Source organism: Vibrio sp. SCSIO 43137 (assembly GCF_028201475.1).
GTDB lineage: Bacteria > Pseudomonadota > Gammaproteobacteria > Enterobacterales > Vibrionaceae > Vibrio.
Window position 1 is genome coordinate 3,325,629 of record NZ_CP116383.1, and the last position, 25,925, is coordinate 3,351,553.

The 25,925-nt window shown below is 46.6% G+C and carries 25 protein-coding genes; 15 read left to right on the top strand and 10 right to left on the bottom strand.

The annotated features are described in order from the left end of the window. Position 1 precedes the first annotated feature (1 nt). From aroE to PK654_RS15650, 3 genes are all read right to left on the bottom strand, one after another. Complete coding sequence (gene aroE, locus PK654_RS15640; protein WP_271696851.1) at positions 2-826, bottom strand: shikimate dehydrogenase; 825 nt, start codon at positions 824-826, stop codon at positions 2-4. A gap of 64 nt (positions 827-890) precedes the next feature. Beyond that, the gene (gene hemF / locus PK654_RS15645) at positions 891-1,796 is read right to left on the bottom strand and encodes an oxygen-dependent coproporphyrinogen oxidase (RefSeq protein WP_271696852.1); all 906 of its coding nucleotides are present in this window, start codon (positions 1,794-1,796) and stop codon (positions 891-893) included. A 4-nt stretch (positions 1,797-1,800) separates the two neighbouring features. After that, on the bottom strand, positions 1,801-2,358 hold the full coding sequence (locus PK654_RS15650) for an L-threonylcarbamoyladenylate synthase (RefSeq protein WP_271696853.1): 558 nt from the start codon (positions 2,356-2,358) through the stop codon (positions 1,801-1,803). Between the two features lie 170 nt (positions 2,359-2,528). Between PK654_RS15650 and purE the strand changes: the two genes are divergently transcribed. Next, complete coding sequence (purE, locus tag PK654_RS15655; protein ID WP_271696854.1) at positions 2,529-3,017, top strand: 5-(carboxyamino)imidazole ribonucleotide mutase; 489 nt, start codon at positions 2,529-2,531, stop codon at positions 3,015-3,017. Position 3,018: 1 nt separating this feature from the next. Further along, on the top strand, positions 3,019-4,143 hold the full coding sequence (locus PK654_RS15660) for a 5-(carboxyamino)imidazole ribonucleotide synthase (RefSeq protein ID WP_271696855.1): 1,125 nt from the start codon (positions 3,019-3,021) through the stop codon (positions 4,141-4,143). A gap of 42 nt (positions 4,144-4,185) precedes the next feature. Here the strand turns inward: PK654_RS15660 and PK654_RS15665 are convergent, their stop codons facing one another. Genes PK654_RS15665 through dprA form a run of 3 tightly spaced genes read right to left on the bottom strand, consistent with a single transcriptional unit; the run spans position 4,186 to position 6,333 of the window. Then, a complete protein-coding gene (locus PK654_RS15665) occupies positions 4,186-4,740 on the bottom strand; it encodes a DNA topoisomerase family protein (protein ID WP_271696856.1) in 555 nt (184 codons plus the stop codon). Between the two features lie 13 nt (positions 4,741-4,753). Then, positions 4,754-5,227, bottom strand: a complete 474-nt coding sequence (locus PK654_RS15670) for a DUF494 family protein (protein ID WP_271696857.1) — start codon at positions 5,225-5,227, stop codon at positions 4,754-4,756. 2 nt (positions 5,228-5,229) lie between these two features. Further along, positions 5,230-6,333: a DNA-processing protein DprA gene (dprA, locus tag PK654_RS15675; RefSeq protein WP_271696858.1), complete on the bottom strand. Its 1,104-nt coding sequence runs from the start codon at positions 6,331-6,333 to the stop codon at positions 5,230-5,232. Between the two features lie 258 nt (positions 6,334-6,591). Between dprA and def the strand changes: the two genes are divergently transcribed. From def to PK654_RS15700, 5 genes are all read left to right on the top strand, one after another. Continuing rightward, entirely contained in the window at positions 6,592-7,104 is a 513-nt protein-coding gene (gene def, locus PK654_RS15680) for a peptide deformylase (protein ID WP_271696859.1), read from the top strand. A gap of 10 nt (positions 7,105-7,114) precedes the next feature. Then, positions 7,115-8,062 carry a methionyl-tRNA formyltransferase gene (fmt, locus tag PK654_RS15685; RefSeq protein ID WP_271696860.1) on the top strand — a complete coding sequence of 316 codons (948 nt, stop codon included), beginning with the start codon at positions 7,115-7,117 and terminating at the stop codon, positions 8,060-8,062. A 65-nt stretch (positions 8,063-8,127) separates the two neighbouring features. Then, a complete protein-coding gene (rsmB, locus tag PK654_RS15690; RefSeq protein WP_271696861.1) occupies positions 8,128-9,408 on the top strand; it encodes a 16S rRNA (cytosine(967)-C(5))-methyltransferase RsmB in 1,281 nt (426 codons plus the stop codon). Positions 9,409-9,455: 47 nt separating this feature from the next. After that, positions 9,456-10,832: a Trk system potassium transporter TrkA gene (gene trkA, locus PK654_RS15695; RefSeq protein WP_271696862.1), complete on the top strand. Its 1,377-nt coding sequence runs from the start codon at positions 9,456-9,458 to the stop codon at positions 10,830-10,832. Positions 10,833-10,848: 16 nt separating this feature from the next. After that, positions 10,849-12,294, top strand: coding sequence for a TrkH family potassium uptake protein (locus PK654_RS15700; RefSeq protein ID WP_271696863.1), 1,446 nt, complete (start codon positions 10,849-10,851; stop codon positions 12,292-12,294). Positions 12,295-12,338: 44 nt separating this feature from the next. On the opposite strand, the gene trhA is transcribed toward PK654_RS15700, so the two are convergent. Further along, the gene (gene trhA / locus PK654_RS15705; RefSeq protein WP_271696864.1) at positions 12,339-12,992 is read right to left on the bottom strand and encodes a PAQR family membrane homeostasis protein TrhA; all 654 of its coding nucleotides are present in this window, start codon (positions 12,990-12,992) and stop codon (positions 12,339-12,341) included. Between the two features lie 90 nt (positions 12,993-13,082). Next, positions 13,083-13,877 carry a sporulation protein gene (locus tag PK654_RS15710; RefSeq protein WP_271696865.1) on the bottom strand — a complete coding sequence of 265 codons (795 nt, stop codon included), beginning with the start codon at positions 13,875-13,877 and terminating at the stop codon, positions 13,083-13,085. A 699-nt stretch (positions 13,878-14,576) separates the two neighbouring features. Between PK654_RS15710 and PK654_RS15715 the strand changes: the two genes are divergently transcribed. The 4 genes from PK654_RS15715 to PK654_RS15730 all read left to right on the top strand — a co-directional run bounded on the left by PK654_RS15715 (position 14,577) and on the right by PK654_RS15730 (position 18,227). Beyond that, positions 14,577-14,843 carry a YihD family protein gene (locus PK654_RS15715; RefSeq protein WP_271696866.1) on the top strand — a complete coding sequence of 89 codons (267 nt, stop codon included), beginning with the start codon at positions 14,577-14,579 and terminating at the stop codon, positions 14,841-14,843. Positions 14,844-15,099: 256 nt separating this feature from the next. Continuing rightward, a complete protein-coding gene (gene ccoG, locus PK654_RS15720) occupies positions 15,100-16,518 on the top strand; it encodes a cytochrome c oxidase accessory protein CcoG (protein WP_271696867.1) in 1,419 nt (472 codons plus the stop codon). Between the two features lie 64 nt (positions 16,519-16,582). After that, a complete protein-coding gene (locus PK654_RS15725) occupies positions 16,583-17,569 on the top strand; it encodes a serine/threonine protein kinase (protein ID WP_271696868.1) in 987 nt (328 codons plus the stop codon). A gap of 58 nt (positions 17,570-17,627) precedes the next feature. Further along, complete coding sequence (locus tag PK654_RS15730; protein WP_271696869.1) at positions 17,628-18,227, top strand: thiol:disulfide interchange protein DsbA/DsbL; 600 nt, start codon at positions 17,628-17,630, stop codon at positions 18,225-18,227. 39 nt (positions 18,228-18,266) lie between these two features. Here PK654_RS15730 and PK654_RS15735 read toward each other — a convergent pair whose 3' ends face one another. Then, positions 18,267-19,148, bottom strand: a complete 882-nt coding sequence (locus tag PK654_RS15735; protein ID WP_271696870.1) for an acyltransferase — start codon at positions 19,146-19,148, stop codon at positions 18,267-18,269. Between the two features lie 85 nt (positions 19,149-19,233). Then, the gene (locus tag PK654_RS15740) at positions 19,234-20,760 is read right to left on the bottom strand and encodes a YifB family Mg chelatase-like AAA ATPase (protein ID WP_271696871.1); all 1,527 of its coding nucleotides are present in this window, start codon (positions 20,758-20,760) and stop codon (positions 19,234-19,236) included. Positions 20,761-21,180: 420 nt separating this feature from the next. Between PK654_RS15740 and ilvG the strand changes: the two genes are divergently transcribed. The 4 genes from ilvG to ilvD are packed head-to-tail and all read left to right on the top strand — an operon-like array spanning position 21,181 to position 25,922. Further along, positions 21,181-22,827 carry an acetolactate synthase 2 catalytic subunit gene (gene ilvG / locus PK654_RS15745; protein ID WP_271696872.1) on the top strand — a complete coding sequence of 549 codons (1,647 nt, stop codon included), beginning with the start codon at positions 21,181-21,183 and terminating at the stop codon, positions 22,825-22,827. Continuing rightward, on the top strand, positions 22,827-23,096 hold the full coding sequence (gene ilvM / locus PK654_RS15750) for an acetolactate synthase 2 small subunit (RefSeq protein WP_271696873.1): 270 nt from the start codon (positions 22,827-22,829) through the stop codon (positions 23,094-23,096). The genes ilvG and ilvM overlap by 1 nt, the downstream gene beginning before the upstream one ends. Before the next feature lie 14 nt (positions 23,097-23,110). Continuing rightward, a complete protein-coding gene (gene ilvE, locus PK654_RS15755; protein ID WP_271696874.1) occupies positions 23,111-24,052 on the top strand; it encodes a branched-chain-amino-acid transaminase in 942 nt (313 codons plus the stop codon). A gap of 19 nt (positions 24,053-24,071) precedes the next feature. Next, positions 24,072-25,922 (top strand): dihydroxy-acid dehydratase, encoded by a 1,851-nt coding sequence (gene ilvD, locus PK654_RS15760; protein ID WP_271696875.1) that lies wholly within the window; start codon positions 24,072-24,074, stop codon positions 25,920-25,922. Positions 25,923-25,925 lie beyond the last annotated feature (3 nt).

Genomic DNA, 25,925 nt, shown 5'->3' on the forward strand with positions numbered 1-25,925 from the left:
ATTACTCCTGCAGATTTTTTCTTAATTCACGAAGCACTTGTTTTGTTCCGGGTCTCAGCCCTCGCCAAAGCATAAAACTCTCTGCGGCCTGCCCTACTAACATACCCAGGCCATCATAGACCTTGGCAGCCCCCTGTTCTTTAGCCCATTGGTTAAATGAAGTAACTCCCTGCCCGTACACCATATCGTAACTGACACTGGTGGTAGTAAATATTGCGCCACCTATATCAGGAACCTGATTATACAGACTGGCTGAGGTTGAGTTTATGATGACATCAAAGGACTGGTTTACCTGATCCATTGGCATGGCTTCAACAGATCCATACCGGGCAAACATCTCTGCTAACTGCTGCGCTTTCTCATAAGTGCGGTTCACTATCATCAGCTTTTCCGGAGACTGATCTAGCAAAGGTTTTATTACGCCACGTGCAGCACCACCCGCTCCGATCAACAGAATTCTGCTTCCCTGAAGAATAACCTGATTTTGCAGTAAATCCTGAACCAGACCTTCACCATCGGTGTTATCACCAATAACTCCACCGTCATCAAGCTTTTTAAGGGTATTTACCGCACCAGCCAGTTTCGCTCTTTCTGTCAGTTGATCTGCGAAACTGAACGCCTCTTCTTTAAACGGGACGGTAACATTACAACCTCTTCCCCCTTGTTGGAAAAACTGCTCAGCAGCTGAAGCAAATTCTTCCGGTTGTTGAGTGGTGTACTCCATATTCTGCATAGTTTGCCTGGCAAACAGGGTATGGATAAATGGGGATTTACTGTGTGAAATCGGGTTACCAAACACAAGATACTTGTCAGGTTTATCTTCCATAACTTCGCCTTTTCAATAAGATAGGATTACTTTGACCCTATCACTTCTGCTGCTATTCGCCAAATCACCACTCTCTTGGTGACAGATACTCTTTATAAAGAATCTCTTCTTCAGAGCCTTCTTCTGGCTGGAAATCATATTCCCATCTGGCTAAAGGTGGCATAGACATTAATATCGACTCGGTTCTGCCGCCACTTTGCAGTCCAAACAGAGTGCCTCTGTCGTATACCAGATTAAATTCAACATAACGACCACGACGGTAGAGTTGAAAATCTCTCTGTCTCTGAGAAAATTCAGTTAACTTGCGCCTTTCAACTATCGGCAGATATGCCTGAGCATAACCTTCTCCCACCGCCTGCATATAAGCGAAAGACTTTTCAAAGCCCCACTGGTTCAGATCGTCAAAAAACAGACCGCCGACACCTCGTGTCTCGTTTCTGTGGGGAAGAAAGAAGTAGCGATCGCACCAAGCCTTATGTTCACTATAAACCTCTTCACCAAAAGGCTTACAGATCTCTTTTGCCTTATCGTGCCATTCCTGACAATCTTGTTCGAAAGGATAAAAAGGTGTTAAATCGAATCCGCCACCAAACCACCAGACAGGATCTTCTCCCTCTTTTTCTGCAATAAAGAACCTTACGTTGGCATGAGAAGTCGGAATAAAAGGGTTGCGTGGATGGATAACCAGAGAGACGCCCATCGCCTCAAAGCCACGTCCTGCCAGTTCAGGCCGGTGTGCAGTTGCTGAGGCCGGCATTTTATCACCGAACACATGAGAGAAGTTGACACCACCTTGTTCGAACACGGCCCCCTCTTTTAGTACCCGCGACCTTCCGCCGCCACCTTGCTCCCTTTGCCAGCTATCTTCTACAAACTTTTCTTTTCCGTCTGCCAGCTCTAGCTGTTGGCAGATAGAGTCCTGCAAAGAAAGTAAAAACTGTTTTACGCTGTTCTTATCTACCTTTTCCATGTAGTTACCCTTGTCGTAATACCTTAAGTGTCTTGGCGTCCCTGATTTCAGATGGTTTATCACGACCACCAGTTTCACCCGCCACAACAACAACTGGGGTGTGCCCTAGTTGCTGCTCAACTTCTGCTGTTGTTTTGCAGGGTGGCTGTCCGGTCAGATTAGCACTGGTTGATGTAATAGGTTTGCCATAAGCAAGACATACCTCCCGCACCAAAGGGTGATCAGTTACCCGTACGGCAACGCTACTAAACTGCCCGGATACGTGACGGCTTACTCTTTTACTAGCCGGCATTACCCAGGTAATAGGTGCCGGCCAGGAGGCCTTGATATGTTCAAGCTGCTGAGAAGTTAGCTCAGATTCATCAACGTAAGGCTTAATCTGCTCATAACTGGCTGCAATCAAAATTAACCCTTTCTTTATAGGGCGCTGCTTTATATCCAGCAAAGCCTGTATGGCTTCTGGGTTGTCGGGATCACAACCGACGCCAAACACACCTTCCGTCGGGTAGGCGATCACGTCTCCGCCGGCCAGAGCTTCTACTGCTTTTTCAATAATCGTCATTTTATCTGTCAGCTTTTTTTCCATTCCAAGAGTGTACTAATTCTTATTCAATCTGACTAAATCTATTTACAGCATAAATAAACTTTTCCCTACGCAAACGTTTTCCTTGCGCAGTTTTCACCTTATAATGCGCAAACAGTCATATATCTAATGTGAATCAGGAGTCATGGATGAAAGTCGGAATAATTATGGGGTCAAAGTCTGACTGGCCAACAATGAAGTTGGCAGCGGATATGCTGGATCAGTTTGCTGTTCCTTATGAGACAAAGGTTGTGTCTGCTCACCGCACACCTCAACTGCTCGCCGACTATGCCACAAGTGCAAAAGAGAGAGGAATTAAAGTGATTATTGCCGGTGCGGGTGGCGCGGCTCATCTGCCGGGTATGGCTGCGGCTTTCACCTCTCTGCCGGTGCTGGGTGTTCCTGTTCAGTCAAGAGCATTAAAAGGAATGGACTCTTTGCTGTCTATTGTGCAGATGCCGAAAGGAATTGCCGTCGGCACCCTGGCTATCGGAGAAGCCGGGGCAGCCAATGCAGGCTTGCTTGCCGCACAAATCATTGCCACTCACGATGACGAAGTAGCAGATAAGGTAGAGGCTTTCAGAAATAGCCAGACTGAAACCATTCTTGCCAACCCTGACCCACGAGAGGACGACTAACATGCAGGTACTGGTACTGGGTGCTGGTCAGCTAGCCAGAATGATGGCGTTGGCCGGGGCACCGCTGAATATTGATGTATCGGCATATGATGTCCGCTCAGAAAATGTTGTCCATCCTCTGACGCTTGCTGTTATAGAGGCAGACTTAGAAAAAGCGATTAACCAGGCTGATGTTATTACTGCTGAGTTTGAACATATTCCTGCAGATATTCTGACTATCTGTGAAAAGAGCGGAAAATTCTTACCAAATCCTGAGGCGATACGTGCCGGTGGTGACAGAAGAGTGGAGAAAGCGCTACTTGATGCATCTGGTGTCCGTAATGCCAAGTACCACATAATCAATCAGCGGGCAGACTTAGACACAGCCATTGAGAATATCGGGCTTCCCTTGGTATTAAAAACGGCTCTTGGCGGTTACGACGGTAAAGGGCAGTGGCGTCTGAAGTCAGTTGATCAAGCAGATTCTGTCTGGCAGGAGATGGCTGACAGCATAAAAAGCACAGAGCATCAGGCAGTTGTGGCTGAGCAGATGATTCCGTTTGAGCGTGAAGTCTCGCTAATTGGCGTACGTAACCAGCAAGGTGATATTAAAGCTTACCCTCTTACAGAAAATACCCACTTCGATGGAGTTCTAAGTGTATCCCGCGCCTTGCCTGAACATGCTCTGCAGCAGCAGGCGACGGACATGTTTAAAGCTATCGCTGAAAACCTGAACTACGTAGGCGTTCTGGCTCTGGAGTTTTTTGAACTAGACGGAAAACTACTGGTCAATGAGATCGCCCCCAGAGTCCACAACTCCGGTCACTGGACTCAGCAAGGTGCTGAAGTTTGCCAGTTTGAAAACCATCTCCGAGCCGTCTGCGGTCTGCCCCTTGGCAGTACTGAATTGATTCGCCCGACCGCCATGGTCAATATTCTCGGGCAGGATTTACTACCGGAACAGCTACTATCTCTGGATAGCTGCCATATTCACTGGTACGGAAAAGAGAAGCGTCCCGGAAGAAAGATGGGACATATCAATATTTGTGCTGATAACGAACAGCAGCTTAGTGAGCGATTACTTACTGTATCGAAATGGTTAGATAAGGATAGCTTTCCCGGCCTGCATGTAGCATTAAATCAATAAACTTCAGTAGTAAAAAAGGCGCTTTATCATGCGCCTTTTTCTCTATTTACCCTGAATATGCTGACATTTCCTGCTCGCACACTGAACTTCCTCTTTCTTCTCTAGCAGAAGTGGGTAACCACAAACCTCACACTTACCTATTACAGGAGGCTGGTTGACGGCAAACTTACATTTAGGGAAGTTATCGCAGGCATAGAAAACTTTACCGAAGCGGGACTTTCTCTCCACAAGCTGACCACGGTTACACTCCGGACAAGTACAACTATCCGTTTGTTCCTTATCAGCTTCTTGCTCCATTGACTCGATATGCTGACAATCAGGATAGCCACTACATCCGATAAACATACCATAGCGTCCCTGACGTAAAACTAACTCACTCTGACATTGCGGACAGGGAACACCTAACGGCTTAACAATATGACCATCATTTTGATGAAGGGGTTTAATATAGTCGCACTGCGGATACTGGTTGCATCCGAGAAAAGGGCCATGCTTGCCATGGCGGAGCTGTAACTCTCCGCCACACTGTGGGCAAGGTTCATGATCAAGCGCGTGCTCGTGCGCTTCAAAAAGTTGGTGGTTTATCTTTCCGCTCATAATCAGGCCTGCACTAATGCAAAATACCTGTCTCTGCGGTATACAGAAGCTCTTCCATTAAGGTATATGCGTTTTCATTACCCGGAACATTAAACAGCACCATAAGAATGACCCATTTAAGATCTTCCAGCGCCAGTTCAGGTGTTTCCAGCCCCATGACTCTGTCGATCACCATTTCACGGGTCTCAGTAGTCAGTACATTAACCTGTTCGAGGAAAATAAGAAAACCACGGCAGGTCACATCAAGACGAGCCATCTCTTTTTCCGTATAGATACGGGTAGAGGTTGCTGCATTGGTGTCGATAACCGCACGGGTTTCACTCTGTTGAAGGGCTGCCAGACCTTCTAACCAATCCAGAGCCTTATAAATCTCTTTCTGGTGGAAGCCGGCTCTTAAAAGCTCTTCTTCAAGTTCGTCCTGGTCCACCATCAACTCTGCATCACTATGGATGTAGGTTTCGAACAAATACATCAATATGTCCATCATAGCTAACCCCTCCTCATTCGAATATAGCCACCTGAAACGGCAGCAACATGCCCTTGAAGCTCGAGCTCCAGAAGCTGCATCATTATTTCATGCACAGGTATATTGGTCCTCTGTGCCAAAATATCAACCGGTGTCGCTTCTACTCCTACGTTAGCTAACAGTTTAGCAAATGGCAATTGTTCATTTTCTTGTTGCACAGTAAACAAGCTGTTTTGATAACTAGATGACCCGCCTAAGTGATTTTCTATTTCAACCAGAATATCATCACAATCCTGTACCAGCTTAGCGCCTTGCTGGATAAGGGCATTACTTCCCCTGCAATTAGCATTTTGAATCATACCGGGAACCACAAATACTTCGCGGTTCTGCTCAACGGCATATCTCGCCGTGATCAGGGAGCCACTCTTTATAGCCGCTTCAACAATAAGTACGCCAAGAGATAATCCACTGATGATCCTGTTCCGGCGGGGAAAGTGCTCCGCACGCGGTTTTGAATCAGGCCAGAACTCGGAAACAAGCAGCCCCTGTGATTCTATTCTCTTAGCCAGTGCTCTGTGTTTTGCCGGATAAACCGATTCCAGCCCGGATCCCAGCACAGCGATAGTATTCCCCTCAACAGACAAAGCACCATCATGAGCTCTGCCGTCAATACCAAGTGCCAGACCGCTGGTAATGGTCAGTCCGCTTTCAGCAAGCATAGCGGCAAACTGGCCAGCTACTTTCAGCCCTTCCAGAGAAGCATTACGACTGCCGACAATGGCAATTTGCGCAGAGCTCAGTAACTCAATGCGGCCTTTGACAAACAGAACCAACGGAAAAGAGGCTATCTCTTTTAGCAAGGGAGGGAACTCAGGACTATGTGGAGTAACAATATTGTTAGATGAACTTTTGTTTCGCCAGTTTAAACAACGTTCAGCGTGCTTTTCTGCCTCGTAACGCAGGTAGCTAATCTGTTGCGCAGAAAAGCCTAGTTTTTCTAGGTGTTTATGAGAATAGCCGACAATATTCTCAGCTGAACCCATTGCGAGCAGTTTGGTTAACTTTCGGCAACCTATTTTCGGTACTGAGGTTAACATTAGCCAGCATAATAGCTCTTTCTCTGTCATTTCTGCCCCTACCCTGCTTCCACGCTGTCTGCTTAACCAAATAAAGAAAAAGCCCCTTGATATAACTGCTTATCTGTTGAAAATCAGCCCGGATAAAAAATGGATAAAAAAAGCACAAAAAAAAGAGTAAAATAATCAGAACCGACATACATCCGACGGCTATTTCTGTCCGGATGCTGTCATTTGACCATTAAAATGTCTAGAATTGGTGCCCCCGGCGTAAAGCCGATTCGGCACAGTTCAATTTTTTGAGTGTATATGTCTGTATTACAAGTATTAACATTTCCGGATGATCGCCTTCGTACGGTAGCAAAACCCGTTGAAGCAGTAACAACTGAAATCCAAAAGTTCGTTGATGACATGATTGAAACCATGTACGCAGAAGAGGGTATCGGCCTTGCTGCAACACAGGTTGATTTCCACCAGCGCATCGTTGTGATTGATGTTTCTGATACACGCGATCAACCTATGGTTCTTATCAATCCTGAAATCACTGAGAAACGCGGCGAAGACGGTATTGAAGAAGGGTGTCTTTCTGTGCCGGGAGCAAGAGCTTTAGTTCCCCGCGCTTCTGAAGTATCCGTAAAAGCTTTAAACCGTGAAGGTGAAGAATTTACCTTTGAAGCAGATGATCTTTTAGCCATCTGTGTTCAGCATGAACTTGACCATTTAGAGGGGAAACTTTTTGTCGATTACCTATCCCCGCTAAAACGCAAGCGAATTAAAGATAAGCTGGAAAAAATAAAGCGTTTTAACGAAAGAAATAAATAAAGAGGTTTCCTTGAGTCAGCCACTACGTATTGTCTTTGCTGGAACTCCTGATTTCGCCGCCCGTCATCTGGCGGCGTTGTTGTCTACGGACCATGAGGTTATTGCTGTGTATACACAGCCAGATCGCCCGGCAGGAAGAGGTAAAAAACTAACCGCAAGCCCGGTAAAAAACATCGCACTGGAAAACAATATTGCTGTTTTTCAGCCTGAGAACTTTAAATCAGATGAAGCTAAGCAGCAGTTGGCTGACCTCAATGCCGATATTATGGTGGTGGTCGCTTACGGCCTGTTACTGCCTCAGGTAGTGCTGGATACACCGAAACTGGGCTGTATCAATGTTCACGGTTCTATCCTCCCGCGCTGGCGCGGAGCAGCACCGATCCAGCGTTCTATCTGGGCTGGTGATAGCGAAACCGGCGTGACTATTATGCAGATGGATATCGGACTGGATACCGGCGATATGCTGAAAATCGCCAGCCTGCCTATCGAGTCTGAAGATACCAGCGCCACAATGTATGACAAGCTGGCCAATCTTGGCCCTGATGCTCTGGTAGAGTGCCTTTCAGAGATTGCTTCAGGCAAAGCCGTTGCTGAAAAGCAAAAAGATCATCTGGCCAATTACGCCAGTAAGCTATCTAAAGAAGAGGCAAAGATTGACTGGAATACAGACGCAGCATTTATCGAACGCTGTGTAAGAGCATTCAATCCATGGCCTATGAGTTATTTTTCTGTAGACGGAAACAATATCAAGGTGTGGAAATCCAGAGTTGAAAGTGAAACATCTGACAAGCCGGCAGGAACCATATTGAAAGCCGATAAGACAGGAATTTATGTGAGTACCGCTAAAGAGATACTGGTACTTGAACAGATTCAGATACCGGGTAAAAAAGCGATGTCGGTACAGGATGTTCTGAACTCCAAAAGCAGCTGGTTCCAGATAGATAGCCAGCTAAGCTAATTAAATGCTTACATCGGCTGGCTCTGCCAGCCTTTACTTTTCAGAGATAAAATTAAGGTCACATAATGAATGTTCGCGCAGCTGCGGCCAAGGTTCTTTTTCAGGTAGTAGATAAAGGACAGTCACTTTCTACTGCATTACCGGCAGCCCAACAAACCATCAAACCTCGCGATCATGCCCTGCTTCAGGAAATCTGTTATGGCGCATTACGCTATCTGCCTCGTCTGGAGTCCATTGCAAATCAATTGATGGACAAGCCATTAAAAGGGAAAAAGCGTGTAGTGCACCATCTTGTGTTAGTAGGTATCTACCAGATAAGCTTTATGAGAATTCCTGCCCATGCAGCTGTCGGCGAAACCGTAGAAGCAACTAAAAACCTGAAAGAACCAAGGCTTCGCGGATTAATCAATGCCGTTTTACGCAACTACCAGCGAAATCAACAAGAGCTGGATGCACAGGCCACCAGCCATGATGCTGGTAAGTACGGCCATCCTAGCTGGCTGATGAAAACTCTGAAAGAGGCCTACCCTGAACACTGGCAGCAGATAATAGAAGCCAATAACAGTAAAGCACCCATGTGGCTGCGGGTTAACAGTAAGCATCACTCATGTGACAGTTACCTTAAAAAGCTGGAAAAAGAGGGCATTAGCGCTGAGAAGCACTCACAGGCAGAAGATGCACTGTTATTAGATTCTCCTTGTGATGTCAGCAAGCTTCCGGGCTTTGAAAAAGGTTGGGTATCGGTTCAGGATGCCGCAGCTCAGCTTTCTGTCGATTACCTTAAGCCTCAGGATGGCGAACTGATTCTGGACTGCTGTGCAGCACCCGGAGGAAAAACCGTCCATATACTGGAGCGGACAAATGATTGTCAGGTAGTGGCCATCGATGCCGATGAGTTCCGTCTTAAACGTGTCTATGAAAACCTTAAGCGCCTGAATGTTTCTGCAAAAGTGGTTTGTGGAGATGCCAGAACACCAGAAAAGTGGTGGCAAGGTGACAAGTTTGACCGCATTCTGCTGGATGCACCATGTTCCGCGACCGGCGTTATTCGTCGCCATCCGGATATAAAATGGCTGCGCAGGGCAGAAGACATTCAAGCATTATCTGATTTGCAGCGCGAAATCATGGATGCAATGTGGCAACAGCTTAAAGCCGGAGGCACAATGGTATATGCAACCTGCTCAATTATGCCTCAGGAAAACAGACTGCAAGTCGCTTCTTTCCTTGAAAGAACCCCTGATGCCAGATTGCTGGACTCCGAAATTTCATCACCGGGCAGACAAATTCTCCCGGGAGAAGAGAGCATGGACGGCTTCTATTACGCCGTATTAACCAAGCAGGCTTAAAGCAGTTTTGTTTCCCCAAACAGTGATTGTTAAAGAGATCAAATAACATGAAAATCATCATTCTCGGTGCAGGTCAGGTCGGCGGCACACTGGCAGAAAACTTAGTTGGCGAAAATAACGATATCACCATCATAGACAAAAATGGCGATCGTCTTCGTGAGCTGCAGGATAAGTATGATTTACGTGTTATTAACGGTTTTGCCAGTCATCCGGAAACCCTGCGCGAAGCAGGCGCTCAGGATGCCGATATGCTGGTGGCAGTAACGAACTCTGATGAAACCAATATGGCCGCCTGTCAGGTTGCCTTTACCATCTTTAACACTCCAAACCGGATTGCACGGATACGTTCACCGGAATACCTGCGCGAAAAAGACGCTCTGTTCCAGTCAGGCGCAGTTCCTGTCGATCACCTTATTGCCCCCGAAGAGCTGGTAACCAGCTATATTCAGCGTCTGATTCAGTACCCCGGTGCACTTCAGGTGGTCAGCTTCGCAGAGAAGAAAGTCAGCCTGGTTGCCGTTAAAGCCTACTATGGCGGTCCATTAGTAGGTAATGCGCTCTCTACCCTGCGTGACCATATGCCTCATATTGACACCAGGGTTGCAGCTATTTTCCGTCAGGGCAGGCCTATCCGTCCACAGGGAACCACTATTATTGAAGCGGACGATGAAGTCTTCTTCGTTGCCGCCAGTAACAATATTCGTTCTGTAATGAGTGAGCTTCAGCGGTTAGAGAAGCCTTACCGGCGCATTATGATTGTCGGCGGAGGTAACATTGGTGCTTCACTGGCTAAGCGTCTCGATCAAGATCATAGTGTAAAGCTGATTGAACGAAGCCTGACCCGGGCAGAAAAACTGTCCGAAGAGCTGGAAAACACCATTGTATTCTGTGGTGATGCCGCCGATCAGGAACTGCTGTCTGAAGAGAATATCGATCAGGTCGATGTATTTATTGCCCTGACCAACGAAGATGAAACCAATATTATGTCCGCCATGCTGGCAAAAAGGCTTGGTGCGAAAAAGGTGATGGTACTTATCCAGCGTGGTGCTTATGTTGACCTGGTTCAGGGCGGCGCCATTGATGTTGCTATTTCTCCTCAACAGGCCACTATTTCTGCCCTTCTGACCCATGTAAGACGTGCGGATATTGTCAATGTATCATCACTGCGTCGCGGTGCTGCGGAAGCCATTGAAGCCATAGCCCATGGTGATGAAACTACCTCTAAAGTTGTCGGACGTTCAATCGGTGAGCTAAGACTGCCACCGGGTACAACCATTGGTGCCATTGTCCGGGGTGACGAAGTACTTATCGCCCATGACAAGACAGTTATCGAGCAGGACGACCATGTTGTTATGTTCCTGGTAGACAAGAAATATGTACCGGATGTTGAAGCGCTGTTCCAGCCAAGTCCGTTCTTCTTATAACACTTGACCTTAAGTTATGGTAAACCTGCGGCCTATTCTGTTCGTTATTGGATTGGTGCTATCAAAATTAGCCCTTTTTATGTACGTACCGACCTTAGTCTCCTTTTTGTCAGGGACTGACGGTTTCTTAGAATTTGGTAAATCTGTTCTTATCACCCATGCAATCTCCTTTGTATGCGTTACTCTGGGCAGAAAGAAACCTTTCCGGCTCGGGGTGAGGGATATGTTCCTGATCACCTCGCTGGTCTGGACCATATCCAGTGCCTTTGCTGCCCTGCCATTTGTGTTTATTAACCACATTAGTTTCACCGATGCTTATTTTGAAACCATGTCCGGTATTACTACCACAGGCTCAACGGTATTAAGCGGACTGGACGATATGGCACCCAGCATTCTGCTCTGGCGCTCTATCCTGCAGTGGCTGGGAGGCATTGGGTTTATCGTTATGGCAGTAGCTATTCTTCCTATGCTGAACGTAGGTGGCATGCGGCTGTTCCAGACAGAGTCTTCTGACTGGTCTGATAAAAGCAGCCCGAGAGCCAAAACCGTAGCAAAAAATATTGTGGTGGTTTATATCTCCCTCACACTAGCCTGTTTTATCGGCTACCTGATCACAGGGATGGGGCCTTTTGATGCCATTAACCACGCCTTTACTACCCTGTCGACGGGAGGTTACTCAACATCCGACAGCTCCATGAACCTTTTCTCTGATGGTGCTCACTGGGTTGGAACCGTATTTATGTTTTTAGGCGGGCTGCCATTTTTGCTGTTCGTCAGTGCCATTAAAAGACGCTCTCTTGTTGCCATCTACAGTGATGCCCAAGTGAAGGGGTTCTCACTGCTGTTTATTGTTTCAAGTCTTGTGGTTGCTATCTGGCTTCAGGTTCACAATGATTACAGCTTCCCTGATGCTATCCGTGTTTCAATGTTTAATATTGTCTCGGTAGTAACCACCACAGGATATGGCTTAGAAGACTTTACTGCATGGGGAGCACTTCCCACAGTGCTGTTTGCCTTCCTGATGCTGGCAGGTGCCTGTTCTGGCTCAACCTCCGGCGGGATTAAAATTTTCCGCTTTCAGATAGCCATGACGCTGCTTAATAAACAGATGATGAGGCTGGTTCACCCTTCCGGTGTCTTTGTTCAGAGATATAACAAACGGCCGGTAAACGACGATATTGTCCGCTCAGTAGTAGCCTTTGCTATCACCTTCTTTGCCACAATTATCCTGATAGCAGCATGTCTGGCATCACTGGGGCTCGATCCAATAACCAGTATTTCAGGTTCAGTGACCGCCGTTGCCAATGTAGGTCCGGGCATGGGCTCAGTAATAGGCCCAACCGGTAACTTCTCTCCGCTACCGGATCTGGCAAAATGGATACTCAGTTTTGGTATGTTGATGGGAAGACTGGAAATTCTGACCATCTTGGTACTTTTCTTCCCGGCATTCTGGAAAAGCTGACAATCAGACTCTTTGCTTCAAAGCCTTTTAACTCAAGTGAGCAGCTAAACCGGCTCTACATAGAAATAGATAGCAAAGAAATGACATAAACAACCCGCCAGCACAAAGCAGTGCCATATGGCGTGGTTAAAAGGAATTTTTTTGGCAATATAAAACAACACCCCGGCAGAATAGATTGCCCCGCCTGCTGCCAGAAGAATAATACCCCCGATATTGAGTACCAAAGCAAGTTGATAAATCACTATCAGAGACAGCCATCCCATAGTTAAATAAGCAACCAAAGACAGCTTTTTAAACCGGTAAACGAACAACACTTTAAAGATGATACCGACGATGGCAATCAACCATATAGCAACCATCAGCCCAATAGCTAACGGTGTTCTCAGGCTGACTAACAGAAAGGGAGTATAGCTTCCGGCGATCAGCAGAAAAATCGCACAATGATCAAAGGTTTTCAGAGCCCGCTTCGCCTTTTGGAAAGGAATAGCGTGATAAAGGGTTGAAGCAAGAAAGAGAATAATAATACTGCTGCCGTAAATGCTCATGCTGACGATGGTTAGTGGATCAGCATTAAGCTCAATTGCCTTCATTAATAAAAAAATCAGGCCAACGCCACCCAAAACGACACCAATACCATGAGTAACCGAATTGGCAACTTCCTCTTTGAGACTATATGGATCCGTTTTTGCTCTGGTCATACCCTAACCCTCACTGCTAAGAGTTAGAATATGATATATTCAGCTTACACATGTAAGCTTAAATTGATAATCTTTTAAAACGAAGCTAAATTAAGTTGTCGATTGCAGATACTCAAGCACCTGTTTACCAGCCTCTTTGCCAGATAAACTCATCGGAAGCTGTAGATGCCTTTTTAACTCACCGGTTCCCAGCAAGCTAGACAGCATACCCTTTAGGCCACTCTGTTTCCGGTCAATTTCAAACCAGAGTTCAAGTTTGTCCGGATGACGATAGAGAACAATCTCCAGCTCACGCCACACTCCATGGAATGGTCCGGTGGTAGGAACAAACTCAAACTCCTGAACAAAAGGCATGGCAAATCCTTTCGCTGACTCACACTCCACCTGTCGGATACGAAGCCCCTGCTCCTCTAACTCAGAAAATATACCGTCCAACAAAGCATCGGGTCGGACCGTCAGCATATCCTTATCTTTCGGATCCCTTGCCATAGAAATATCCAGACCTGTCTCCAGCCAGACTTTTGTATCACCGATGGAAACCGGCGTATTTAAAGGGATCTCCAGTTCTACATCAAAATCACGCTGCTGGCCCGGTTCAATAGTAAAGGCGTAAGGGAGTTTCCATTCCGCCAGTTTATAATCTTTAGCAACCCTGCGGGTACGCTCTCCGCCATCTTCAGAATTGCTTTCAACTGTCTCTTCAGCGAAGTAACGGCAATATATCTTTAACTCAATATTGTCTATCTCCTGCGCGGTTGCACCACCATAGACCTCTACTGATACACTGGCTTTATCTCCCGGAATCAGGTATTCCTGCTGCAATACAGAATCCACTCTTGCTGAGCCAATACCAAAACTGGCTAAGGTTTTTTTTAGAAAAGACATGTAAAGCTACTCCTTAATAACAACGTGTTGCCGGTAAAAAGATAAACTCTCCCTGTTTTACCGAATCTAATCATAATATTAGCAAAGCCGGATTCTACAACCGGATGTTTTTTCGGGATTTAATTCAAAATTATTGCTTCTGTCTGGGTTTGTTTGCAGTAATTTATTTGTCCCACCAATCAGAAAAACTCATTATTCAAATCTCTCTGTATAAGTCATAAAAACAAGAGCAACCGTACAGCTAAAACGCTGATTAAAATCGTCTAAAAAAACATCATTTTTTTACTGATCATCTAATAGCTTAATGCTATGCTTTAGGTCGATATGCAATTGCATATCTTTACACCTGGTTATTTATAGGAATGGCAGTGGGCCAAGTAGAGATTCATCTCATAAATAGTCAGGCCATTAATTTGGCAAAGGATATGCCTGACTGTCAGGTAACATTTATGCGACCAGCATCTGTCAGGTTTTCGCGCACCAACCGAAGCGCGTCATATCACCGTAGTGGATCAACTTCGGCACCTACTGCAAGTAAACCAGCGCCAGCAACGACCTTGGTAAAACGAGTAGCTATGGCTAAAAACGCTGAACAAAAAGTGACACAAGCGGCATAACAAAAAGCGCAGTTTAAACACTGCGCTTTTTTCTTACCCTGCGATTTGCTAACGTATCGTTATAACAATTACGGAGTAAGTAATGAAGTGTCATAGAGTCAACGAGGTTATTGAACTGCTTCACCCGGAGTGGCAGAAAGAACCCGATCTTAATTTAATTGAGTTTATTCAGAAACTCAGTGAAGAAGCCGGCTACAAAGGTAAGTTAGCTGATCTTACCGACGATATCCTGATCTACCATTTAAAAATGCGCAACTCAGAGAAAGATGAAATGATTCCCGGCTTAGCCAAAGATCAGGAAGACGACTTTAAAACCGCCATTCTGAAAGCCAGAGGCATTATTAAGTAATACAACCATCAATAAGATGATTTACTGGTAAAAACGACACTTGATGTGTCGTTTTTTTGTTCTTACTTCACAGTTATATGTTAAAAATAGACCGCTGTTAAGAAACAAAGATGTTAACAGGGATATAATCCGCTTCAATAATGCTCAATAAAAGCACTTCCACGCCAACATGAAAGCTGCAGAGTATTAATTATAACAATGAAAGCAATGTCAAAAAGATGCTACAAAGCATCACATCAGCCCACAAGGAACTAACATGAGTCAGGATAAGATAGAGATAAAAGATGTGACTCCCAAAACCTTTAACCCCAAAACTCATAAAGGAAATCAAGACAGATTTAATCCCAACAACCGAATTTACGTCAGGGAAAGCAAAGGCACATTTCAAAAACTGAGACGCTACGGCTCCTGGTTTTTATTACTGCTGTTTGGTTTAACCCCATGGATCCCTTATGGTGACCGACAAGCCATTTTGCTGGATATAGGTAATCAGCAGTTCAACTTTTTTGGTACCACACTCTATCCACAGGATCTAACCCTGCTGGCACTGCTGTTTATGATTGCCGCCTTCGGCCTGTTCTTTATCACCACTTTTCTCGGCCGGGTCTGGTGTGGCTATCTTTGCCCTCAAACCGTCTGGACATTTATGTATATATGGTTTGAAGAGAAGCTGGAAGGATCGGCGAATAAACGGCGTAAACAAGACAGCAAAAAACTGACATCACACCTGATTGCCAGAAAAAGTCTCAAACACCTTGCCTGGTTTGCTATCGCTTTAATTACCGGTTTTACTTTTGTCGGCTACTTTGTACCTATTAAGTCCCTGGTTATCGATTTCTTTACCTTTAACAGCTCCTTCTGGTCTGGATTCTGGGTTCTGTTTTTTGCTATCTGTACTTATGCCAATGCCGGCTGGATGCGTTCGATCGTCTGTCTTCATATGTGCCCATATGCCAGATTCCAGTCAGCTATGTTTGATAAAGATACCTATATCGTGGGCTATAACCCGGTCAGAGGTGAGTCACGAGGCCCAAGATCGAGAAAAGCCGATCCTAAAAAACTAGGTCTGGGTGACTGTATCGACTGTGACCTCTGTGTTCAGGTTTGCCCGACAGGAATCGATATCCGCGACGGGCTTCAGTATGAATGTATCAACTGTGGCGCTTGTATTGATGCCTGTAATCAGACCATGGACAGAATGGGCTATGAAAAGAACCTGATTAGCTACACCACCGAACACAGGTTGTCAGGCAATAGCACTAAAGTTATGCGTCCGAAACTGATCGGATACGGCTCGGTGATGATTCTGATGATAGCACTGTTCTTTGTTCAGATAGCCAGGGTAGAACCTGTAGGCATGAGCGTGTTACGGGACAGAAACCAGCTATTTAAAGTAAACAGCAGCGGTCAGGTGGAAAACACCTACACCCTGAAAGTGATAAATAAAACTCAGCAACCTCAGCAATATAAACTCAGTGTCGATGGCTTAAGTGATGCCACCTGGTATGGCAAACAGACCATTCAAGTCGAGCCGGGTGAAGTACTTAACCTGCCTATCAGTCTGGGGGTTAAATCCGATAAACTTAGCTCCCCCGTTGCGACGATTCAGTTTATACTCACAGACAGCAACCAGTTTACTGTTGAAGTAGAGAGCCGGTTTATTAATAAACTTTAGGCTTTCTGGTTATCATAAAAAAGGGCTCGGTAACGAGTCCTTTTTATTTGCGGACAGCACAGAAATGAACAACAAGGCTTTTAATTTTGATGCCCTTACCCCCGACTTTATGTGGTATGCCATTGCCAGTATCGGCATCAGGGCTGAATCGGGGCTTCTGGCACTAAACAGTTATGAAAACAGGGTTTATCAGTTTGTCGACGAAGAAAAGCAGCGCTATGTAGTGAAATTTTATCGCCCTATGCGCTGGAGCAAAGAACAGATACAGGAAGAGCATGATTTTACTCTGGAGTTAATTGAGCATGAGGTTCCAGTTGCACCACCAGTAAAAATTAATGGTCATACCCTGCATGAGTATCAGGGATACCTGTTTGCCCTGTTTGAAAGTGTTGGCGGCCGCCAGTTTGAAGTTGATAACTATGACCAGCTAGAGTGGGTTGGCCGCTTTATGGGGCGCATCCACAGTATCGGCAGCAAACAGACTTTTCAGCACCGGCCAGAAATCTGCCTGAACGACTACCTTTACCAGCCGAAAAAACGGTTGGAGAACTCCAGCTTTATTCCTGCCCATCTGGAAAACAGCTTCTTCAGCGATCTAAACCTTCTGATTAACTCACTAGAGCAGCAGTGGGATAACCAGTTCACCAGCATTCGTCTGCATGGAGATTGTCATCCGGGAAATATTCTCTGGAGAGACGGCCCTATGTTTGTGGATCTCGACGATGCCAGAAATGGTCCGGCTATTCAGGACCTCTGGATGCTGTTAAACGGAGAGAGAGCTGACAAACTGGCTCAGCTGGATATTATTCTGGAAGGTTATCAGGAGTTTTTTGACTTTGACCAGTCAGAATTGAAACTAATAGAGCCATTACGGGGTCTACGTATGGTGCACTATATGGCATGGCTGGCGAAAAGATGGGATGATCCCGCCTTTCCTGCTGCCTTTCCCTGGTTTGCTGACCCTAAATATTGGGAAAATCAGGTACTGGCCATCAAAGAGCAAATTGCAGCACTGCAGGAGCCACCGCTGTCACTAATGCCACAATGGTAGCCAGATATAGGTTAAACTGATAAATATAAATAGAATCTAGACGGAGAAAGAGATCACAATGAAAAAGCTATTTTTGTTAATGACCACCTTTATGTTCAGCGTGGTGGTACAGGCAGCCCAGTTTAAGGAAGGAGACCACTATCAGGTTCTCGACGTAGAGAGATCGTCCTCTCCTGTTGTTACTGAGTTTTTCTCTTTTTACTGCCCACACTGCTATAAGTTTGAGCCTATTATGGAGCAACTGAAGAAGAAAATTCCTGATAATGCCAAACTACAAAAGGCTCATGTCTCCTTTATGGGCGGCAATATGGGTGTTCCGGTAGCAAAAGCTTACGCCACTATGGTTGTGCTAAAAGCCGAAGATAAGATGGTTCCTTATTTCTTTAAGCAGATTCAGGATTTCCGTAAGCCTCCTGCCACAGAACAAGATCTACGCCAGATGTTTATCGATAACGGCATTGACGGCAAAAAGTTCGACGCTGCCTACAAAGGGTTTGCCGTTGATTCCATGCAGAGACGTTTTGAGAAACAGTTTAAAGACACTGGTCTGAGAGGTGTTCCGGGACTGGTGGTAAACAACAAGTATCTGGTTAAAACAGATAATCTGAAAAACTACAATGAGTATTTCGATCTGGTTAATTTCTTATTGAAAAAATAACCTATTCCCAGAAAAAATGGAGCGTTAAAGCTCCATTTTTTATTTGTTATAAATCTCATCCAGCAACTTATCTTTCTGCTGCCAGACATCGGTTAGCCAGCCCTGAAACGCGCGTTTATAAGGCTTGTCATTAAAATAGTCACCCGACACCTGCTCATCGACAGGCAGCACCTTAATTCTGACCACAACACGCTTCATCCTGCCCATCAGCATATCTTTAAAAGGCAATTCCCGGTTATCAGGGTAAGCCAGAGTGACATCAATAATACTATCAAACTGTTCCCCCATGGCTGCCAGCGTATAAGCTATACCGCCGGATTTTGGCGGCAACAAATTGTTAAACCTGCCTTTGCCCGCAGCCTTCTTCTCAGCAGTAAACCGGGTACCTTCAACATAATTCACCACAGTAGTAGGAATATGTTTAAATTTCTCGCAAGAGCGTCGGGTAGTTTGCAGATCTTTACCCTTGAGATGAGGGTTTCGAATCAGATATTCCCTCGAATAGCGTTTCATAAACGGCATATCAAGAGCCCAGCAAGCCATACCAACAAAAGGCACATACAAAAGCTGCTGTTTCAGGAAAAACTTAGGCATAGGAACTCTGTCTTTAAATACACAGCAGAGAATAACGATATCTGTCCAGCTAAGGTGGTTAGATATCATCAGATACCAGCCTTTAGGGTTAAGGTTCTCACCACCTTCAATATCCCACTCTATTTTATTGAATATTGAGAGAAACGCAGAGTTAAGGGTGGCCCATAACCACATTACTTTATTGGCCGCCAATGTAATGATTGTCTTGGCTGCAGCAACCGGCAGAACAAACTTAACAATAGCAAGGATACAGATAAGAGTTGAACAAACGGCACTGTTCACAATCACAAACAGTACACTTAAGATAAGTTTTAGGTAGCCAAACATCTGTATAAAAGCCCTTCTGACTCAGTTTTTAAATCGCCAGTATTATACAAATGAATGATTAGATTGAAATATCCTCTCTCACATATCAAACCACTTGAGCGTTAAGGTACTTTAACAATCTATCCATCGCCCGGTAACCCAGCGCTTCCGACAAATGTTTTCTCTCTACCTGCTCCGCACCTTCCAGATCAGCAATGGTTCTGGCGACCTTAATTATCCTGTGGTAAGCCCTTATAGATAACCCCAGTTTATGCAGTGCCGTCTCTAAAAACACTGCATCGTCTTTCCTCAAAGGACAGTGCTTATCTATAGCACGGCTGCCCAGACGGGAATTAATACAGCCGGAACGTTGCTCCATCTTGTCTCTGGCGGATAAAACCCTCTCCCTGATAACCTCAGTCGGCTCGCCTCTGTCTCCGCCAGATGCAAGGGTTCCCTGCGGCAGCAGAGGAACTTCCAGTGACATATCAAACCTGTCCAGCAAGGGGCCGGAAAGTTTAGATAGATAACGCAGAATGGCCTGAGGATTGGTTCGCGACAGATCACCTTCATAATGTCCGCTAGGGCTGGGGTTTAGTGCCCCTATCAGCTGAAAACGCGCCGGAAAGCAGGTTTTACGCGCAGCACGTGAGATAATGATTTCACCCGACTCCAGGGGCTCACGAAGAGAGTCGAGCACTTTTCGGTCAAATTCCGGCATCTCATCGAGAAAAAGCAGCCCGTTATGGGACAGAGAAATCTCTCCCGGCCTTGGTATAGAGCCACCACCAACCAGTGCCGCCATAGAAGAAGAGTGGTGAGGCGCTCTGAAGGGTCTGTTTCTCCAGTTAAACTGATTGATATCCTGTTCCGTCAGTGATGTCACAGAAGCGGTTTCCAGCGCCTCTCTGGTGCTCATTTCCGGCAATAAATCGGACAGACGTGACGCCAGCATGGTTTTTCCGGTACCGGGCGGGCCGATAAACAATAAATTATGGCCACCAGCGGCAGCAATTTCCAGAGCCCGCTTCCCATGCTGCTGACCAATAATATCCTGCATATCTCTTTTACTATTTCGGGGTTTGATATTTGCAGAAGATGACTGAAACAGGGTCAGTTTTTTCTGACCGTGCAGATCAGCACACACCTCCAGCAGGCTGGCTGCCGACTTATGTTGTTGTTCTCCCACCAGCGCTGCCTGATCACCGTTTTGATTTGGTACCGTTAAACTATGTCCCGCTTTAATGGCAGCTACTGCTGCTGGTAATACCCCCTTGATATAACGAAGTTCACCGGACAGAGCCAGCTCACCGATAAACTCCCTGTTTTGTAGTGCACTCGCTGCCAGCTGATTTGATGCCGCCAGAATGCCAAGGGCAATTGGCAGGTCAAACCGCCCCCCCTCTTTGGGCAGATCAGCCGGCGCAAGGTTTACCGTGATCCTTTTGGCCGGAAACTCAAAATTGGAGTTAATAATCGCACTCCTGACTCTGTCTTTAGACTCCTTTACCGTTGTTTCCGGCAATCCGACCAGAGTAAACCCCGGCATGCCTTTGCTGATATGAACCTCTACCATAACCAGCGGAGACTCAACTCCGACACTGGCCCTGCTGTGTACAATTGCTAATGCCATTTTTCCCTCAACCACATGAAATCACTCTGTTAAAGGGGTTATATAGCCTGATCAGGAGAGAGGTAATTATGATAAAAGACTGATTTTTTTCTTGTCACAACTGGTTATTTTGTGTTACCACTAGTGACGCAAACATTTACGTACAAGAATTATTTAAATAGAAATGAACTTTAACGCTCGCATTAACGCACTCATTATTCTGATTATCGTGGTCATTATTGATACCGCGCGGGGGCGAGTGAGCGGCAAAAAGTAAAACAAGAATTACAAAAAAACCCCCGCACTGAAAAGTCCGGGGGTTTTTTTAAACCTTTAAGCCAGAGTTGTATAAATGGCAATCAAATAACAGGATGTATGGGAGCACAGTATGTGTCACAAAGAACTAGCACTGAATCATAACCAGTGCAGCAGGAGGTGCCAATGAACGGTTCTAATCTGGTCGTTGCCGCGTTAAAGCAGCAGGGAATAAAAACCGTATTCGGCTACCCGGGCGGAGCTATTATGCCCATCTATGATGCTCTTTATGAGAGTGGTGTAGAACATGTACTCTGCCGCCATGAGCAGGGAGCCGCCATCGCCGCTATCGGTATGGCAAGAGCAACTCAGGATGTCGCCGTCTGTCTGGCAACGTCAGGACCGGGAGCGACCAATCTGGTCACAGGTTTAGCTGATGCCCTGCTGGACTCAGTGCCACTGGTAGCCATAACAGGACAGGTAGCCACTCCGTTAATCGGAACTGACGCCTTTCAGGAGATGGATGTTATCGGCATGTCATTAGCCTGCTGCAAACACAGCTATCTGGTGACCGATATCGATGAGTTAGCACCGACTCTGGCTGAAGCCTTTGAAGTGGCTAAATGCGGCAGGCCGGGACCGGTAGTCGTGGATATCGCAAAAGATGTTCAGCTAGCCGAAGCCCCAGTCCATGAACTGCCTTACTTTGAACCTCCATCTATTCCCGTCGCTGACCCTGAAGCCCTAAGTAAAGCCCAGAGCATTCTGAGCAAAGCAGACAAGCCGGTGCTCTATGTCGGTGGTGGCGTACAACTGGCAAAAGCAACAGAAGCCGTCAGAACCTTCTTAGATAGTAACCCTATGCCTTGTGTAAGTACCCTGAAAGGGCTGGGAAGTGTTGATCGTCATGACCCGCACTATCTTGGCATGGTAGGTATGCACGGCACCAAAGCAGCCAACTTGATTGTTCAGGAGTCTGACCTTCTTATCGTAGTCGGAGCACGCTTTGACGACAGGGTGACAGGAAGACTGGACTCATTTGCCCCGGATGCACGGGTTATTCATATCGATATCGATGCCGCCGAGTTCAACAAACTGCGCCACTCTCACGCCTCACTGCAGGGAGACATTAATGTCATTCTACCTCAGCTCTCTCTTGATGAAGATATCTCTCCATGGCTGAAACACACTTCTGAACTCAGGACCGAGTTCCGCTGGCGTTATGATCATCCGGGTGAGCTGATATACGCACCGCTGCTACTGAAACAGCTATCCGATATGATGCCGGACAGCACTATGATCTCGACCGATGTAGGCCAACATCAGATGTGGGCAGCACAGCATATACAACCACGACAGCCGGAAAACTATATAACCTCTGCCGGGCTGGGCACCATGGGCTTTGGCCTGCCCGCGGCCATTGGTGCAAAAATCGCCCGTCCTGACGATCAGTCCATTCTTATTACCGGTGACGGTTCATTTATGATGAACGTGCAGGAACTTGGCACCATCAAGCGTAAACAACTGCCGGTGAAGATCGTACTACTGAACAACCAGCGTCTGGGTATGGTTCGTCAGTGGCAGTCACTGTTCTTTGACGGCCGCCATAGTGAAACCATTCTGGATGACAACCCAGATTTTCAGGCTCTTGCGGCAGCATTCGGTATTCCCGGAAAAACCATTAGCAACAAAGAGGAAGTTGAACCAGCACTAAAAGAGATGCTGGAGAGTGACACCGCTTATCTTCTCCATGTGGTCATTGATGAAGATGAAAACGTATGGCCTCTGGTACCACCGGGCGCTGCAAACCAAGATATGCTGGAGAACACCTGATGGACAGATACCTATTAAAAATTGAAGCCCATGATAAGCCGGTTCTGGTAGAACGAATCCTGCGTGTTGTCAGACACCGCGGGTTTACCATCAAGCAAATACTTGCGACACAGAACCATGAGAGTAAAGTGGCTCAGATAGAGCTCGTTGTCGACAGTGATCGTCCTATCACTTTAATTACCAATCAGGTAGAAAAACTGTGGGATGTTACTAATGTAGATACAAGCCGACTGAAAAAAGACGAAATGCTCAGTGCATATAAAATATAAGGAAGGATTCTGATATGGCGACAAATACAGCTGATTTTATCTGGTTTAATGGAAAAATGGTTCCCTGGGCAGAGGCAAATGTTCACGTTCTGACCCACGCAATGCACTACGGAACTTCTGTTTTTGAAGGTATACGCTGCTATAACACTCCAAACGGCCCTGTGGTTTTCAGACATAAAGAGCATATGCAGAGGCTGAAAGACTCAGCCAAGATCTACCGTTTCCCGATCCCTTACAGCGTTGATGAGCTAATGGAAGCGTGCCGCGAAACCTTACGTGAAAATAAACTGGACTCAGCTTATATCCGTCCGCTTGGTTTCGTTGGTAATGTTGGTCTGGGCGTTTGTCCGCCTGCCGATACCGATATGGAGCTGATCATTGCCGCTTTCCCTTGGGGCTCTTATCTGGGTGAAGAAGCACTGGCCAATGGTGTAGATGCCATGATTTCAAGCTGGAACCGCGCTGCACCAAACACCATACCTACCGCAGCAAAAGCGGGGGGTAACTACCTGTCATCACTGCTGGTGGGCGGCGAAGCAAGACGTCACGGCTATGCTGAAGGTATCGCACTCAGTGTCGACGGCTACCTGTCTGAAGGTGCAGGAGAGAATATTTTTGTTATTAAAAACGGAGTGATTAGCACTCCGCCAGCCACCAGCGCCATCCTTCCGGGCATCACCAGAAACTCCATCATGACTCTGGCCAAAGAATTTGGCTATGAAGTGAGGGAAGAGAATATTGCCCGTGAGGCACTCTATCTTGCCGATGAGATATTTATGACAGGCACCGCAGCAGAAATTGTACCTGTACGTAGTGTCGACAAAATTACCGTAGGCGAAGGCAAACGAGGTCCGGTTACAGAGAAAGTTCAGGCAGCATTCTTCGGGCTATTTGATGGTACAACAGAAGATAAATGGGGCTGGTTAGATCCGGTTTACCCGGATTCAGAGAAATAAGAGAAGGAACTTAACGAACATGTCTACAGCTAAAAAATATCGCAGCGCCACGACAACCCACGGACGTAATATGGCCGGAGCACGCGCATTGTGGCGTGCTACCGGTGTTAAAGATGAAGATTTCGGCAAACCGATCATCGCCGTGGTGAACTCATTTACTCAGTTTGTTCCCGGCCATGTGCACCTGAAAGATATGGGCCAGTTGGTTGCGGGAGAAATCGAAAAAGCGGGCGGTATTGCCAAAGAGTTTAATACTATTGCTGTCGATGACGGTATCGCGATGGGGCATGGCGGCATGCTCTACTCCCTCCCTTCCCGTGAGCTGATTGCAGACTCAGTGGAATACATGGTGAACGCTCACTGTGCTGACGCCATGGTCTGTATCTCCAACTGCGACAAAATCACCCCGGGAATGATGATGGCAGCACTGCGCCTTAACATTCCGGTTATTTTTGTTTCCGGTGGTCCGATGGAAGCGGGTAAAACCAAGCTTTCAGATCAACTGATCAAGCTGGATCTGGTGGATGCCATGATTCAGGGTGCCGATCCAACAGTCTCCGATGAGCAGAGTGAACAGATCGAACGTTCTGCCTGCCCTACCTGTGGTTCTTGTTCTGGTATGTTTACTGCCAACTCAATGAACTGCCTGACTGAAGCCCTTGGCTTAAGTCAGCCGGGCAACGGCTCTATGCTGGCAACCCATGCAGACAGAAAATCTCTGTTTATCAATGCTGGTAAACGCATTGTAGAGCTGACTAAACGCTATTATGAACAGGGTGATGAATCTGCCCTTCCGCGCAACATCGCATCAAAACAAGCGTTCGAGAATGCCATGGCGCTGGATATCGCCATGGGTGGCTCAACCAATACCGTACTTCACCTGCTGGCAGCAGCTCAGGAAGGTGAAATCGATTTCGATATGCAGGATATTGACCGCATGTCGCGTAAGGTTCCACACCTGTGCAAGGTTGCGCCTTCCACTCAGAAATACCATATGGAAGATGTCCACCGTGCTGGTGGCGTATTAGCTATTCTGGGTGAACTGGACAGAGCCGGATTGCTACACAATCAGGAGAAAACCGTTCTTGGTATCACCATGCAAGAGCAACTGGCACAGTACGACATCATGCAGACCAGCTCTGAAGAGGTAAAAGAGTTCTATCGTGCAGGACCTGCCGGTATCCGTACCACACAAGCCTTCTCACAGGACTGCCGCTGGGACTCACTGGATGATGACAGAGCCAATGGCTGTATCCGCACCAAAGAGAATGCCTTTAGTCAGGATGGTGGTCTTGCAGTACTAAAAGGCAACATTGCCCTTGATGGCTGTATCGTAAAAACTGCCGGCGTAGATGAAAGTATTCTCAAGTTTCAGGGACCAGCAGTGGTATTTGAGAGTCAGGAAGATGCCGTCGAAGGTATTCTGGGCGGCAAAGTGAAGGCCGGCGACGTCGTCGTTATCCGTTATGAAGGCCCTAAAGGCGGACCGGGAATGCAGGAAATGCTCTACCCGACCACCTATCTGAAATCTATGGGGCTGGGCAAAGAGTGCGCCCTGTTAACAGACGGACGTTTCTCTGGCGGGACATCAGGCCTCTCTATCGGACACGCCTCACCGGAAGCGGCTAATGGCGGTACCATTGGTTTAGTGAATAACGGCGACCGCATTACCATTGATATTCCTAACCGTTCCATCACATTAGACGTTTCAGAACAAGAGCTTTCAGAGCGCAGAGCCAAGCAGGATCTGGCGGGCTGGAAACCGGTTGATCGTCAGCGTGAAGTCTCCTTTGCCCTGAAAGCCTATGCAAGTATGGCCACCAGCGCAGATAAGGGAGCGGTGCGCGATAAGTCTATGCTTGAGGACTGATCA